Below are 13,579 nucleotides of genomic sequence, written 5' to 3'. Positions count from 1 at the left end.
ACATCTTTTTTCCATCACCCGTGCCGCCGGTGCGCTCGCCCGACATGGATCACGCGCGCTGTCGTAACGTCCCTCCTCCAGCCACACCTCGACGAGCAGAAGGAAGCGCAGACCACATGGCCACGTCGGCCGTCCAGTCCCGCACCGTCGCCTTCATCGGCCTCGGCATCATGGGCTCGCCCATGGCCGCCAACCTCGTCCGGGCCGGACACACCGTCATCGGATACAACCGGAGCCGTCCGGCGGTGGACCGCCTCGTCCGGGCCGGAGGCCAGGGGGCGGACAGCGTCGCGGCGGCGGCCACCGACGCGGACGTGGTCATCACGATGCTCCCCGCGGATCCGCAGGTCGCCCAGGTCGTGCTCGGTCCGGACGGCGTCCTGGCACACGCCCGCACCGGCACCCTCCTCATCGACATGAGCAGCGTCAGCCCGCAGACAGCCGTCACCATCGCCGAGGCGGGCCGCGACAAGGACGTGCGCAAGCACGGTCTGGAGGAGCCCGGCGGCCTGTTCCGCCGGCGTTGGCTCCGAAGTGGCAGCGGCACCGTCGCGCGCCCACGGTCCGGCTCGGCTCCGACACCGCGCGGCGGCCGCGCGCCGCAGCAGGATGCCCTGGCCCTCAAGGAGGTCCGGACCGGCTGCCCCGAACTCGATGCGGCCACCCGGCACGTCCGTGACCTCGCGGAGATGATGCGCGACCGCAGCGGCGACCAGCTCCCCGCGTGGATGGAATGCGTCGAACAACGATGCCCTGCCCGTACCTGGCCGGAACTCCGGGAGTTCGACAGGCCGGCGACGACGGTGACCTGGTCGCGGCGAAGGCCGTTGACCAGGGGGGTGGCGCCAGGGCCACGCCGATCTCCTGTCCGAGGGGCTGGCGCAGTTGGACGACTGCCTGGACCGTAGGGAGCTGGCCACGGGTGCCCTCGTCGTCTTCGACACCCGCCCTCAGGCTGCCCCGGTCACGAGCGCACCGCCTTCTCGTAGCAGACCACCCCGTCCGGGCGCACCGTCACCCTGCTGCGCGCTTGACGGTCGGGAGACCCGACGCCTGCCCAGGACGCTGAACCGGGTCGAGCGCTGGAAGCCCTCAACCAGGAGCCCCGATCATCCTCCGTGACCGTGCTTGCGGAGTGTCACGGGCTTTGAACGGGAGCCGGAGGGCCGTAGCGAACCGGCGACCTATCGCTTTTCAGGCGATCGCTCGTACCAACTGAGCTACCCAGCCACGCAGTTCACAAGAAACTGCAGCGGTCCTGACGAGATTTGAACCCGCGGCCTCCACCTTGACAGGGTGGCGAGCACTCCAAACTGCTCCACAGAGCCAAGCTACTGTGTCCGAAAAATCCGCACACATGGCGTTATATGTGCCCCCAACGGGATTCGAACCCGTGCTACCGCCTTGAAAGGGCGGCGTCCTAGGCCACTAGACGATGAGGGCCGGCGGCCCGCCGGGGCGCTGACTGAACGCGCTCGGGGGCTCCAGCAGGATATGGGATGGCGGGGGAGATCGCCAAAACGATTCCTTCCGGTGCCCCGCGCGCGCCCGGCGGGCCGTGGGGACGGCGGGGGGGAAGCCTGGGTCAGGCGATGACGAAGAGGAGTGAGGCCAGGCCGAAGGCGGTCAGGCCGATCGTCGTCTCCATCACCGTCCAGGTCTTCAGCGTCGTCTTCACGTCCATGTTGAAGAACCGCCCCACCAGCCAGAACCCCGAGTCGTTCACGTGGCTGGCCGTGACCGAGCCCGCCGCCGTGGCCAGGACGATCGCGGCGAGCTGCACCGCGTTGTAGTCCGCGTCCATGACGACCGGCTGGATCAGCCCCGCGGCCGTCGTCAGGGCGACGGTGGCGGAGCCCTGGGCGATGCGGAGGGCGGTGGCGACGACGTAGGCGACGACGATGACCGGCAGGCCCAGGTCGCTCATCGCGTCGGCGAGGGCGTCGCCGATGCCGCTGGCGCGCAGGACGCCGCCGAACATGCCGCCGGCGCCGGTGATGAGGATGATCGCGCAGACCGGGCCGAGTGCGGAGTCGACGAGCTTCTCGATCGTCTCCAGGCCCCTTCCACGGCGAGTGCCCAGGACGTACGACGCGACGAAGGCCGTCAGCAGCAGCGCCACCGGCGTCGAGCCGAGGGCGCGGGCGACGTTGTACCAGGACTCCGTGTCCTCCACCCAGCCCGCCGCGCGGGCGGTGTCCAGGCCGGTGTTGGTGAAGATCAGCACCAGCGGGAGCAGGAGCAGCCCGATGACGGTGGACGCGCTCGGCGGGGCGTCCTGCTTGTCCTCCTGCGGGCCGCCGGTGAGGATGTCCGGGACCGCCAGGACGATCTTCTCGCCGATCCACAGGCCGTAGAGGTAGCTGGTGACGTACCAGATCGGGATGGCCATGACCACGCCGATCGCCACGACGAGGCCCACGTCCGCACCCAGCAGTTCGGTGGCGGCGACGGGGCCGGGGTGCGGCGGTACGAAGACGTGCATGACGGAGAACGCGCCGGCGGCCGGCAGCCCGTAGCGCAGGACGCCGCCGCCGAGGCGGCGGGCGATGGTGAAGACGATCGGCAGCATCACGACGAGGCCGGCGTCGAAGAAGATCGGGAAGCCGAAGATCAGCGAGGCGACGCCGAGCGCGAACGGGGCGCGGTCCTCGCCGAACTTCCGGATCATGGCGTCCGCGAGGCTCTGCGCGCCGCCGCTGACCTCCACCAGCCGGCCCAGCATCGCGCCGAGGCCGACGAGCAGGGCGACGCTGCCGAGTGTCGTGCCGAAGCCGTCGGTCGCCACCGGGACCACCTGGGCGGCCGGGATGCCGGCGGCGAAGGCGGTGAGGATGCTGATGCTGACCAGCGCGAGGAAGGCGTGGACGCGCAGGTAGATCACCATGAACAGGAGCACGGCCACGGCCGCGCCGGCTATCGCGAGCAGCGGGCCCGCGGACATCGTCTGGTTCCAGTCTTCGACCTCTTGGGCCAGGTGCACCGTCGTCATCGGAAAAGCTCCATCGCTTCTCGGGTACGGGGACGGGGTTGCGGGGACGGGGTTGCGGTCGGGGGACGGGTGGGGTGAGTGGGGTGCTGGAGTCGTGAGGGCTGGGGTGTCGTGTCAGGGCAGTCGGGAGGCCCCGGGGTCCCGGTGGGTGGGCAGGGTTCGGGGGTGGGGGCGGCGGGCGGGGGTGTGCAGAGGGGGTGGGCGGGGTGGGGCGCGGGTGCGGGGTGTACGGGCGTCCCCGTATCGGCCCGCCCTATTCCGTCGGTGCTGCAAGCCCCAGGCGCCGCAGCGCCTCGGCCGCCACCTCCTCCGGCCGCCCCCCGATCCCCACCGCCACTGCGTCCTCGTCCGCCTCCAGCGGCTCCAGATCCGCCAGTTGGGAGTCCAGCAGCGCCGGCGGCATGAAGTGGCCGGATCTGCCGCCCAGTCGGCGGGCCAGGGTGTCGTGGTCGCCGTGCAGGTGGACGAAGCGGACGCGGGGGCCGGCGTCGCGGAGCACGTCGCGGTAGGCGCGCTTGAGCGCGGAGCAGGTGACGACCGCGTTCTCGCCGGCGTCCGCCCGTCCGGCCAGCCACCCGGCGATGGCCCGCAGCCAGGGCCCGCGGTCGGCGTCGGTGAGGGGGGTGCCGGCGCGCATCTTCTCGACGTTCGTACGGGGGTGGAAGTCGTCCGCCTCCGCGAGCGCCCAGCCGAGCCGGTCAGCGAGGAGCCCGGCGACGGTGCTCTTGCCGGCGCCGGAGACGCCCATGACCACAAGCCCGGTGCGGGTGCCCGGGGTGGCTGCGGTGCCCGGGGTGGCCGAACAGCCGGGAGACGGCGGGGACATGAAAGCCTCCCTAGAATGGTGTTACCAATCGCCCGGAAAGGTAGCACCAATGCCGGAAACCGGGGAGGGGTCCCGTCCGGGATACTCTTCAGCCGTGGAACTACGGGGCGTCGGCCGGGAGAAGCAGGAGGTCACGACGGCCTCCCCGCCGCCCCCGGCCACCGACGCCGCCGTCCTTCACAGCTCCGTACTCGACACCATCGGCGAGGAGATCACCGGCGCGACCCTGCCCGAGGGCCACGTGCTCACGCTGGAGCAGATCCGCGAGCGCTTCGGTGTCTCCCGCACCGTCGCCCGCGAGACCATGCGGATCCTGGAGTCGATGGGCCTGGTCCGCTCCCGCCGCCGCGTCGGCATCACCGTCCAGCCCCGCGCCTCGTGGAACGTCTACGACCCCCGCGTCATCTGGTGGCGCCTCTCAGGACCCGGCCGCAACGCCCAGCTCCGCTCGCTGACCGAACTCCGCATCGCCGTCGAACCGCTCGCCGCCGGGGCCGCCGCCCGCAGCGCCTCCGCCGCCGAGCGCGTACGGGCCACCGAGATCGCCGCGTCCCTCCGCGTCCTCGGCGAGGCCGGCGACCTCGACCGCTTCCTGGCGGCGGACGTCGCCTTCCACACCCTGCTGCTCCAGGCCAGCGGCAACGAGATGTTCGGTGCGCTCGCCGACGTCGTCGCCGTCGTGCTCCAGGGCCGCACCCAGCTCGGCCTCATGCCCCACCACCCCGAGCCGGAGGCCCTCGACCTGCACGAGGCCGTCGCGGACGCGGTCGCGGGCGGCCGGCCGCGGGACGCGGAGACCGGGATGCGGGAGCTGCTGGCGGAGGTGCGGCACGCGATGCTGCCGCTGTGGGAGCCGCGGCCCCGGGCCCGGGAGGGCTGACCGCGCGGGCGCGGCGCCGGCGGTTCGTCGCATAGGCGCGGGTACTGCCCGCCGACGGCGTGCACGTACGTCCCGTACGCGCCCCAGCCCCGTACGTCCCCCAGCCTCCGGTCCCGTACGCGCCCCGGTCCCGCCCCCGGCCCCCAGCCCCGGCCCGTACGGCGAAAAGGGCCCCGCCGGTCGTCCTTCGACGACCGGCGGGGCCTTCCGCGGCTCCCCCTCCCTCGGGCCGCCGGCCTGTCAGTGCTTCTCCAGCTCCACCTTCGGAAGGATCTTCGCCAGGGGCGCCGGCAGCCACCAGGCGCGCCGCCCCATCATCTCCATCGCCGCCGGCACGATCACGCATCGGATGATCACCGCGTCGACGAAGATCGCCACCGCCATGCCGAAGCCCGCCTGTTGCAGCATCCGGTCCGGGCTGAGCACGAAGGCCGCGAAGATGACGACCATGATCGAGCCGGCTGCCGTGATCACCGCGCCGGTGTGGGCGAGGCCCTCCCGTACGGCGTGCGAGGGGTCGCGGTTCTCGTCGTTGACCCATTCCTCGTGCATCCGGGAGATCAGGAAGATCTCGTAGTCCATCGAGAGGCCGAAGACGATCGCGAAGATCATCACCGGCAGATACGCCTCGATGGGTCCGCCCTCGAAGCCGAGCATGCCGTCCTGGAAGACCAGCTTCATCGCACCGAGTGCCGCGCCGATGCTGAGCAGGTTCAGCACGGCGGCCTTCAGCGGGATGAGGATCGAGCGGAACACCGCCATCAGCAGGACGAGCGACAGCCCGACCACGATGACCATGAACAGCGGCATCCGTTCGCCGATCTTGCCCGAGAAGTCCTCGGCCGCGGCGGTGGCCCCGCCCACGAGGTACTCCGCGCCGTTGTCCGCCGACAGCCCCGGCAGCACGTCGTCGCGCAGCGTGTCGACCAGCTCCGTGGTCTCCTCGTCCTGCGGCGAGCTGGCGGGGAAGACGAGGACCGTGGCGGCCTCGCCGTCCGGGGTGGGCGTCGCGGGCGCGGTGGCGGCTACGCCCTCGGTCTCCTTCAGCGTCAGCGCCGCGGCGTTGGCGGCGTCTACGGCACCGGCGTCGCCGCCGTCGGTCACGATCAGCAGCGGTCCGTTGAACCCGGGGCCGAAGCCGTCGGAGAGCAGGTCGTACGCCTGCCGGCTGGTGGCGTCGCTCTTGTCGTTGCCCGCGTCGTTGAAGCCGAGGCGCATGCCCAGCGCCGGGAAGGCGAGGGCCCCCAGGAGCACCGCCGCGCCCACCAGGGCGGCCAGCGGGCGCTTCTGCACCGCGACGGCGAGCTTCCGCCAGCCGCTGCCGTCCTCGGCCTTGCCCTGCGCCTTGCGCTTCTCGGCCCGCTTGGCGAACTGGCGGGCGAAGCGCTCGCCGAAGATGCCGAGCAGCGCCGGCAGCAGCGTCAGCGACGCGAGCATCGTCATCAGTACGGTGACCGCCACCGCCAGGGCCATGCCCTGGATCGAACCGACGCCGAGGGCGGTGAGGCCGAGCAGCGCCAGGATGACGGTGCAGCCGGCGAAGAACACCGAGCGGCCCGCGGCGTCCATGGCCGTGGTGGTGGCCCGCTCCGGCGGCTCGCCGCGTACCAGTTCCGCCCGGTAGCGGGAGAAGATCAGCAGGGCGTAGTCGATGCCGACGCCGAGGCCGACGAGCATCATGATCGATGCCGTCCAGTCGGCGATGGTGACGGTGTGCGACGCGATGATGACGAGGCCGATCGTCGTGCCGACCGCGAACAGGGCGATCACGATGGGCAGTCCGGCGGCGATGAACGTGCCGAACATCAGCACCAGGATCACCAGCGCGGCCAGCACGCCCACGCCCTCGGCGACTCCGGTGCCGCCCTCGCTCAGCAACCGGGCGGCGTCACCGCCGAGTTCGACCTGGAGGCCGTCGCCGTCGATCTTCTGTGTGGCGTCGAAGATACGTTCCGTATCCTCTTTCACCATCTCTTCCGCCGGCACTTCGAGCTGCACCGTCGCAAAGCCGATGGTGCCGTCCTCGGAGATGGCCCCCTTGTTCTTTTCGTCGTAAAGGCTCTGGACGCCACCGACCTTGGGCAGCCCCTTGACCTCCTCGAGCATCGGCTCGACCTGGTCCTGGACACCGGTCAGCCCGCCCTCGGCGTGCAGCACGATCTCGACGGTGTCCCCGGCGCGCGCCGCGCCGTGCTCCTCCAGCATGTCGGCGGCGGCCTGCGACTCGGTGCCGGGGATGGAGTTGTCGTTGCGATAGGCGTCACCCGCGGCCGTGGCGCCCCCCAGCACGCCGACGAGGACTGCCACCCACAGGACCAGGGCCAGCCATTTTCGCCGGTAGGCGAAGCCGCCCAGACGGACGAACACGCCCGTCTGGACCGGCGGCTCTGCGCTTTGTTCTCGATTCTCGGTAATCGTCATGATCTCTTCCCCGGAGGGTTGTCAAGCGTCCCGGGGGTTTGGCCCGGGGTTCTGTAGCCTGTTGACGACGCAGCCCGCCGGGGTGTGACATGGATTCTCACCAGAACCGGAATGTGTCACCACGTGACCGGCCATTTGCCTGAACGGGACGGGGTAATGACGAAACCGGACGCACGGGGCAACGGACCTGGCAGCGGACCGGACACCGCCGGGTCGGACACCGGACGGGACACCGGACCGGACCCCGCGCGGGGCGTCACGCGGGACGCGGAAGAGCAGCTCGCGCGGTCCTTCGAGGCCAACCGGCCGCGGCTGCTGCGCGTGGCGTACACGATGACCGGCTCCCTGGTGGAGGCCGAGGACTGCGTGCAGGACGCCTGGCTGCGGCTGCGGCGGCTCGACGACCCCGGTTCCGTACGGGACTTGAGCGCCTGGCTGACGACGACGGTCAGCCGGCTGGCGCTGGACGCCCTGAGCAGCGCGCGGGCGCGGCGCGAGCAGTACGTGGGCACGTGGCTGCCGGAGCCGCTGGTCGCGGACCGCTCGCACGACCCGGTCGACCGGGTGACGCTGGACGAGTCGGTGAGCATGGCGCTGCTGGTGGTGCTGGAGCGGCTGTCGCCGGCCGAGCGCACGGCGTTCGTGCTGCACGACGTCTTCAGCGTCCCGTTCCCCGAGATCGCCGAGGTCGTCGGCCGCTCGGCCGCCGCCGTACGGCAGTTGGCGTCGCGGGCGCGGCGGCAGGTGGAGGAGGGCCGGCCGCGGACGCCGGCGACGCTGGCGGAGCAGCAGAAGGTGGTGGACGCGTTCACCGCGGCGTGCCAGCAGGGCGACCTGCCGGGGCTGATCGCGCTGCTGGACCCGGACGTGGTGCTGCGCGGCGACGGCGGCGGCAAGGTCGTCACGCTCCCGCGCGCGGAGCGCGAGGCGGCGCGGGTGGCGCAGATGATCTTGACGTACACGGCCAAGGAAGGGCCGCTGACGATGCGCGGGGTCGAGGTCAACGGCGTGGCGGGGCTGGCGATCCGGAACGGGAACGGGCAGTTCGGGGTGCTGTCGCTCACCGTGGACGCGGGGCGGATCACGGCGATCGACATCATGCGCAACCCCGACAAGCTGGGGATGGTCCCGGGCCTGGGCTGAGGCGGGGCTGAGGCGGGGCCGGCCGCCGGGGGCGGGGCCCGAAGCGGGGCGGGGCGGCGGGGCGTGCCGCTGGGCGTCGGGGGCGGAGCCCCGGTGCCCGGGTGGAGCCGGCGGGGCATGCCGCGGGCCGTCGGGGCGGCCTCGGGGTGCACGGCCTCGGTGGCGAGCCGCGGAACCTCCGACGCGGCCGGGCTCCCAGACCCACCGGGCTCGGATGACAGCGGCGGTGCCCCCGAACCACCAGCCCCGCAGTGCGCCCAGTCCGGCCCACTCGACCCCCGAAGGCCGCCTTCAGCCCCTCGAAGTGGACGTCACCGGGACAAACTCCGGGTAACCCTCAAGCCAAACATGAACAAATCGCCCACGCGACCCGAGTTTTGCCACTCTACGCGCACCCACACCAGGTCGGGGGTACGGCGCTGAGTGTCCGTGCGCCGCACAGGCGCCCGACCCCGCGCCGGTGGAGGTCGGGCGCCTTCGTGCGCCGTGCGGGAGCGGCGCCTCGCGCGAAGGCTCGTCGGGCCGGGTGCGCACGGGTGGTCGGCGTTGGCTGGTTCCGCCGTCGTCGTCCGTACCGCACACCGACGCCGATGCCCTCTGCGAGACGGTCGCCGCCGTCCTGGCGCACCGCGGGCTGGCCTGGCTGTCGGCGGTGAGGGCCGCCGCATGAACCTTCTTCGTCCTGGCCGTGCGGCCGGGCACGTGGCGAGGGTGCCCGGCCTTCGTGACCGCGTCGCCGCAGGCGTCCATGTCCGGCGGCGCGATCACGGGCACCGGGCGGCCTTCGTACTGCCGGGCGGGCACGACGCGCTGCCGCGGCGCGCGCGGCGGATCGTGTGCGATCTCCTCAACGGCTGGTCGGTGCCGGCCGACACCCGCAGTGACGCCGAGGCGATCATCTCGGAACTCGTCACCAACGCAGTTCTTCACACCATGAGCCACCCGCATCGAGTTGCGCCTGCACCTGCACGGCTCGCAACTCACGGTCGGCGTGCTGGACCAGGGCCGCGGGCCTCGGCCCGGCGGCCGGGCCGGGGCCCGCTGCGACGGCGAGCCGACCGGAGCGATGCCGCCGCGCTGGCGGAGTCCGGCCGCGGGCTGCTCATGCTCGACAAGCTCACCCGGCAGCAGTGGGGGCGCTCTCCAGCCGCGGCGGCACCCTGGTGTGGGCCCGGCTGACGATCTCCGCTCCAACAGATGCGCTGAGTCGCCCGCAACGAAGGGACGAACGATGACCAACGGGAACAGCGACGGCAACGTCAACAGGCCGGCGGCGTCAGGGCTCAGCCCGGCCCGTCTGAACGGCCGCTCAGCCGCGGGCGACTCGTCCGCGAAGCTGCCTGACGCAGCGGCAATGCACATCATGAGCTTCAGCCACGGGCCCGGCCCGACCCCCGACGCGGATATCACCATCGACCTGCGCCGCCGGTTCGGCAGTCCCGTGCAGCTACAGCCCGACGACCTCACCGGCACGACCCTCTGTGAAGCGTGCGCGCTCTTGCCGCCGGAGGCGGACGGCATCCCGGAGCTGATCGAAGCCGTCATCCCCCTGGTCGCCGCGTTCCGTACCAGGAACGGGCCGGGCGACGGGCCGGTCACCCTGGCCGTGGGATGTGCCGACGGGCAGTTGTCCGCGACCGTCGCGACCGCGATGCACCAGCGGATGAACCGCCGGCGCCGCGTGACGGTGGAACACCTCACCGCTGCCGACTGAACCGCACCGTCCGGCGACTCCTCCCTGTTGCTGAGCAGGGCGGGCTGGATCGAAGCGACCCGCGAACCGGCCCGGCCGCGGAGCCGGTTCGCTCCCGGTGCGGGAGCGGTCTCGCGCTGGCGGGAGTACGTCAAGCGCCGCGACGAGGTGACGACGCCCGGGGGGTGAGCCCGGCCCGCCGGCGGCGGTGATCGGCGATGACGACCCCGGTGTGCATCGCCATCACGAGGACCATGCCGATGCCGGCCCCGACCACCCACCAGACCTGGCTATCGAGGTTCAGGGACGGCAGCGGTCCCTTCGGGTCGTACGCCACCAGCAGCCGGGTTCCCTTGTACTGGTCGGTGGTGTCGGTCCCCTCCCAAGCCGCCGCCTTGTGCCCCACCCAGTCGGTGCTCCCGTCGTCGCAGGCCAGCCGGCGGTAGTGGTAGGTCTCCTGCCCGCCGCTGGCCAGGCCGGGCATCTGCCGGTGCCACGTGTGTGCCTCGACCACGGTGCACAGGTGTCGTGGAGCAACCGTGTTGAGCGCCATGACGTACGCGGCGACGACCGTGGCGACCAGGACGATGCCGCTGGCGAACGCCTGGGCGCCCGGGCTCTTGTCCTCGAAGCGGTCGTGGATGTGCCAGCCGACCACCAGGGCCAGCGCGACGCAGACCAGGCCGAGTAGGAGGAACAGCGGGTGGACGCGCATGGCCAGGTAGGCAACGCCGACGAACGCGGCCACGACCAGCGGCGCCGCGCACAACGCGATCAGCAGCCGCAAGGGGAGCATTCCCCCACTATCACTGAGCTGTACGCGCTCGTCGAGCGGGCGAGCGGGCGAGCGGGTGCGAGGCGCGGGCTCCGGGGCTTGAAGAAGGCCCCGCCCCCGACCGCGGCGGGCAAGCGCGCGTACGCCCTGCCCTCATGACGACGGCCGGGTCCGCCGTTATCCGTCCCGGGCCCGCTGGGTCAGAGGGACGGCGGCCCGCGCGCAAGACGCCCCCACACCGGTGGTGGGCCGGGTGGGGGCGTCGGGCCCGGACACGGGGTCCGGGGGAGGCGGGCGGGGGAGGGGCCGCCCGCCTGCTAGGGGGCCGTACCCCAGGTGAGCGTGCCGGCGGCGTAGACGCCGACACGCGGGTTGTCCGCGAAGGCGGTGTTCGTCGCGCGGCTGTAGTCGTCCGACTCGTCGAAGGCCGACCAGTCGCTCTTCGACAGCCGCAGCTGGATCTCGCCGGTGGCCGCGCCGGGCGCCAGCGTGCCGGCGGAGAAGCCCACCTCCAGGTACCGGTCCGCGCCGGGCGCCGCCGAGCCGGACGCGCTCACGCCGTGCGTGACGCTCCCGCAGCCCGCGGCGGCCCAGTCGCACCAGGTGGCAAACGTCGTCCCGCCGGAGTCACCGCTGAACCAGTAGCGGACCTTGACCGAAGACAGCTCCACCGGTGTGCTGCCGGTGTTGACGAGCTGCAGGCCCATCCGGATCTGGTTGTCGCTCACGGACCCGTCGGTGTTCTTGTACTGCGCCTTCACCGCGCCGCCCCCGCCGCCGTCGCTGCCGGTGACGGCGGTCACCGGGGAGGTGCGCGCCGAGGCGTTGCCCGCCGCGTCGCGGGCGCGGACGGCGTAGGCGTACGACGTGTCCGCCGCGAGCCCGGTGTCCGTGAACGAGGTGCCGGCCGTCGAGCCGACCTGCGTGCCGTCACGGTAGACGTCGTACGCGCTGACGCCGACGTTGTCGCTCGACGCCGTCCACGACAGGGAGGCGCTGGCGCCCGTCGTCCCGGTCACCCGGAGCGCGGTGGGCACGGTCGGGGCCTCGGTGTCGTCGCCGGGGCCGCCGCCGCCGTCGACCGGCGGGTAGGCGTTGGCGACCAGCTCGCGGAACTGCGCGGAGAACCAGTGGCCGGCCAGCGGCGAGTCGGGCAGCGCGCCGGAGAGGCTGTAGCCGTTGCGCCCGTTCCCCTCGTACGTGGGGTCGCACATCCGGTCGAAGCCCTTGCCCTCGTCGTTGTCGATGGGCTGGCTGTTGCCGTCGGACTCGCCCGGGGGCTTGGCCCACACGTAGGCGTCGATGCCGGACTCGGGGGCGGCGACGGGCCGTTCGCCGAGGCCGGCGCCGGACTGGTTGCACCAGTTGCCGGCGTGGATGCGCCGGTCGATGCGGCTGGCCTCGACGAACTCGTTCGCGGTGGTGCTGGGCCCGGGGCCGGCGGGCCGCTCGGGGCCGCCCCAGCCGTTGCGGGAGGTGTCGATCAGCATGCCGAGGCCCGGGTCGAAGCCGCCGCGGGAGACGAGCAGGTCGCGCAGCGCCTGGGCGTAGGTCAGCTCGTCCACGTACTGGTTCCAGTCGACCCAGTCGGTGTTCCGCACCGTGGTGCCGTTGACGCTGTCGCCGACGGCGAAGTACGGCTCGGTGAGGGCGGAGTAGTTGGCGGTGTTGACGATGAAGCCGTGCACGTCGCCGACGGTGGCGCCCTCGGAGGTGGCCGCCTTCTTGAACTCGTCCACGGCGGGCGCGAGGTTGGAGTCCCAGCCGAGCCAGCCGTGGTGGGCGGCGTCGACGTAGGTGTAGACGTTGGGGATGTCGGCCAGCGTGCTCAGCGCGTAGCCGACGCCCTTCTCGTAGTTGCCGAGTTGCTTCATCTGCACGCAGGCGTCGGTGGAGCCGTCGGTGCCGCCGGCGTTGGTGACCATGTTGGGCAGCGAGTCGGGCTCGATGAGCGTGACGATGCGCAGGTCGGCGTACTCGGGGTCGGCGAGGATATCGGCGATCGGGTCGATGTACCGGGACTTGTAGACGTCGAGTTCCTCGGGCTTCAGCTCGCCGTTGGAGGCGAGCGCGGCGCAGTCGCGGCCCGGCAGGTTGTAGATGACGACCTGGAAGAGGTCGGCGCCCTGGGCGAGCGCCTCGTCGAGGTGGCGTTCCAGGCCCCAGGCGTCGCCGACGCCGCCGATGGCGGCCCGGCGGTCCATCCAGACGAAGGTGGGCTGGTCGGCTATGGCGGCGCCGCCGTCGGCCGTGGCCTTCGCGGACCACTGGGGGTTCACGTACGGGGTGGCGCCGGCGTACGGGTTGTCCACGCGGGCGGCGGCGCCGGCGGCGGGCGCCGCGGTGCCGGTCAGGGCCAGGGCGGCGCCGACGGCGAGCGCGGCGAGTACCGCCGCGGGGCGCCAGGGTCTGCGTCGCGTACGGGTACGGGTGCTGGGCCTGCGTCTGCCGCCGCTGCGGCCGGGGTTTTCTCCACCGGTGCTTCTTCGCACTGTCATCGCGGCTCTCGTGCTCCTCTCGGATAGCGGGACCGGTGGCGGGATGCAGCGGGAAGGCGTCTCCCGCCACCGGGGCTCTGCGTGCGTGCGCGGCACGTGGGGGAGTGCCCGTGGATCGACGTGCAGTGGCCGTCGCGGTGCAGGTGCCCCGCGGCGTTCGTGCAACGTGCGTGCTGCGTGCAAGGCTTGAAGCTATGGGAGCGCTCCCACCGTCGGGCAGGCCCGCCGGACTGTCAACCCCCCGTGCACGAATCAGTTCCCGCGCCCCCCGCCCCACCGGCGCCGATCCCCGGTACGCAGATCTGAATAATCCGCCGGAGCGCAACCCTTCGCCCTCCGCGTCGTTTTCCG

Annotated in this window: 9 protein-coding genes and 3 tRNA genes; 4 read left to right on the top strand and 8 right to left on the bottom strand. The window is 72.3% G+C overall.

The features are described from left to right. Nucleotides 1-116 precede the first annotated feature (116 nt). On the top strand, nucleotides 117-908 hold the full coding sequence (locus B124_RS25815; RefSeq protein ID WP_496505349.1) for an NAD(P)-dependent oxidoreductase: 792 nt from the start codon (nucleotides 117-119) through the stop codon (nucleotides 906-908). 240 nt (nucleotides 909-1,148) lie between these two features. On the opposite strand, the gene B124_RS25810 is transcribed toward B124_RS25815, so the two are convergent. From B124_RS25810 to B124_RS25790, 5 genes are all read right to left on the bottom strand, one after another. Further along, a tRNA-Phe gene (locus tag B124_RS25810) sits at nucleotides 1,149-1,230 on the bottom strand. 23 nt (nucleotides 1,231-1,253) lie between these two features. Beyond that, nucleotides 1,254-1,328, bottom strand: a tRNA-Asp gene (locus B124_RS25805). 42 nt (nucleotides 1,329-1,370) lie between these two features. Further along, a tRNA-Glu gene (locus tag B124_RS25800) sits at nucleotides 1,371-1,443 on the bottom strand. 142 nt (nucleotides 1,444-1,585) lie between these two features. Then, nucleotides 1,586-2,992: a GntP family permease gene (locus tag B124_RS25795; protein WP_496505348.1), complete on the bottom strand. Its 1,407-nt coding sequence runs from the start codon at nucleotides 2,990-2,992 to the stop codon at nucleotides 1,586-1,588. Between the two features lie 253 nt (nucleotides 2,993-3,245). Then, nucleotides 3,246-3,818, bottom strand: coding sequence for a gluconokinase (locus B124_RS25790; RefSeq protein ID WP_496505347.1), 573 nt, complete (start codon nucleotides 3,816-3,818; stop codon nucleotides 3,246-3,248). Nucleotides 3,819-3,912: 94 nt separating this feature from the next. On the opposite strand from B124_RS25790, the gene B124_RS25785 reads away from it, so the two are divergent. After that, entirely contained in the window at nucleotides 3,913-4,698 is a 786-nt protein-coding gene (locus B124_RS25785; RefSeq protein WP_496505346.1) for a FadR/GntR family transcriptional regulator, read from the top strand. 240 nt (nucleotides 4,699-4,938) lie between these two features. On the opposite strand, the gene B124_RS25780 is transcribed toward B124_RS25785, so the two are convergent. Beyond that, nucleotides 4,939-7,119, bottom strand: coding sequence for an MMPL family transporter (locus B124_RS25780; RefSeq protein WP_496505345.1), 2,181 nt, complete (start codon nucleotides 7,117-7,119; stop codon nucleotides 4,939-4,941). Nucleotides 7,120-7,275: 156 nt separating this feature from the next. On the opposite strand from B124_RS25780, the gene sigJ reads away from it, so the two are divergent. Beyond that, on the top strand, nucleotides 7,276-8,262 hold the full coding sequence (gene sigJ, locus B124_RS25775) for an RNA polymerase sigma factor SigJ (RefSeq protein WP_496505344.1): 987 nt from the start codon (nucleotides 7,276-7,278) through the stop codon (nucleotides 8,260-8,262). A 1,231-nt stretch (nucleotides 8,263-9,493) separates the two neighbouring features. Beyond that, the gene (locus B124_RS25770) at nucleotides 9,494-9,976 is read left to right on the top strand and encodes a hypothetical protein (protein ID WP_496505343.1); all 483 of its coding nucleotides are present in this window, start codon (nucleotides 9,494-9,496) and stop codon (nucleotides 9,974-9,976) included. A 130-nt stretch (nucleotides 9,977-10,106) separates the two neighbouring features. Here B124_RS25770 and B124_RS25765 read toward each other — a convergent pair whose 3' ends face one another. Both B124_RS25765 and B124_RS25760 read right to left on the bottom strand, forming a co-directional pair. Further along, the gene (locus tag B124_RS25765; RefSeq protein ID WP_496505342.1) at nucleotides 10,107-10,751 is read right to left on the bottom strand and encodes a hypothetical protein; all 645 of its coding nucleotides are present in this window, start codon (nucleotides 10,749-10,751) and stop codon (nucleotides 10,107-10,109) included. A 296-nt stretch (nucleotides 10,752-11,047) separates the two neighbouring features. Next, nucleotides 11,048-13,228: a glycoside hydrolase family 6 protein gene (locus B124_RS25760; protein ID WP_496505341.1), complete on the bottom strand. Its 2,181-nt coding sequence runs from the start codon at nucleotides 13,226-13,228 to the stop codon at nucleotides 11,048-11,050. Nucleotides 13,229-13,579: the final 351 nt, after the last annotated feature.

The sequence above is a fragment of the Streptomyces sp. CNP082 genome, from assembly GCF_059570535.1.
Note: the sequence above shows the minus strand (reverse complement) of the source record. Positions and strands in the feature narration are given on the sequence as shown.

Coding starts and splice junctions, on each gene's coding strand:
- B124_RS25815 (WP_496505349.1), top strand. CDS start 117: ATGGCCACGTCGGCCGTCCAGTCCCGCACCGTCGCCTTCATCGGCCTC.
- B124_RS25795 (WP_496505348.1), bottom strand. CDS start 2,992: ATGACGACGGTGCACCTGGCCCAAGAGGTCGAAGACTGGAACCAGACG.
- B124_RS25790 (WP_496505347.1), bottom strand. CDS start 3,818: ATGTCCCCGCCGTCTCCCGGCTGTTCGGCCACCCCGGGCACCGCAGCC.
- B124_RS25780 (WP_496505345.1), bottom strand. CDS start 7,119: ATGACGATTACCGAGAATCGAGAACAAAGCGCAGAGCCGCCGGTCCAG.
- sigJ (WP_496505344.1), top strand. CDS start 7,276: ATGACGAAACCGGACGCACGGGGCAACGGACCTGGCAGCGGACCGGAC.
- B124_RS25770 (WP_496505343.1), top strand. CDS start 9,494: ATGACCAACGGGAACAGCGACGGCAACGTCAACAGGCCGGCGGCGTCA.
- B124_RS25765 (WP_496505342.1), bottom strand. CDS start 10,751: ATGCTCCCCTTGCGGCTGCTGATCGCGTTGTGCGCGGCGCCGCTGGTC.
- B124_RS25760 (WP_496505341.1), bottom strand. CDS start 13,228: ATGACAGTGCGAAGAAGCACCGGTGGAGAAAACCCCGGCCGCAGCGGC.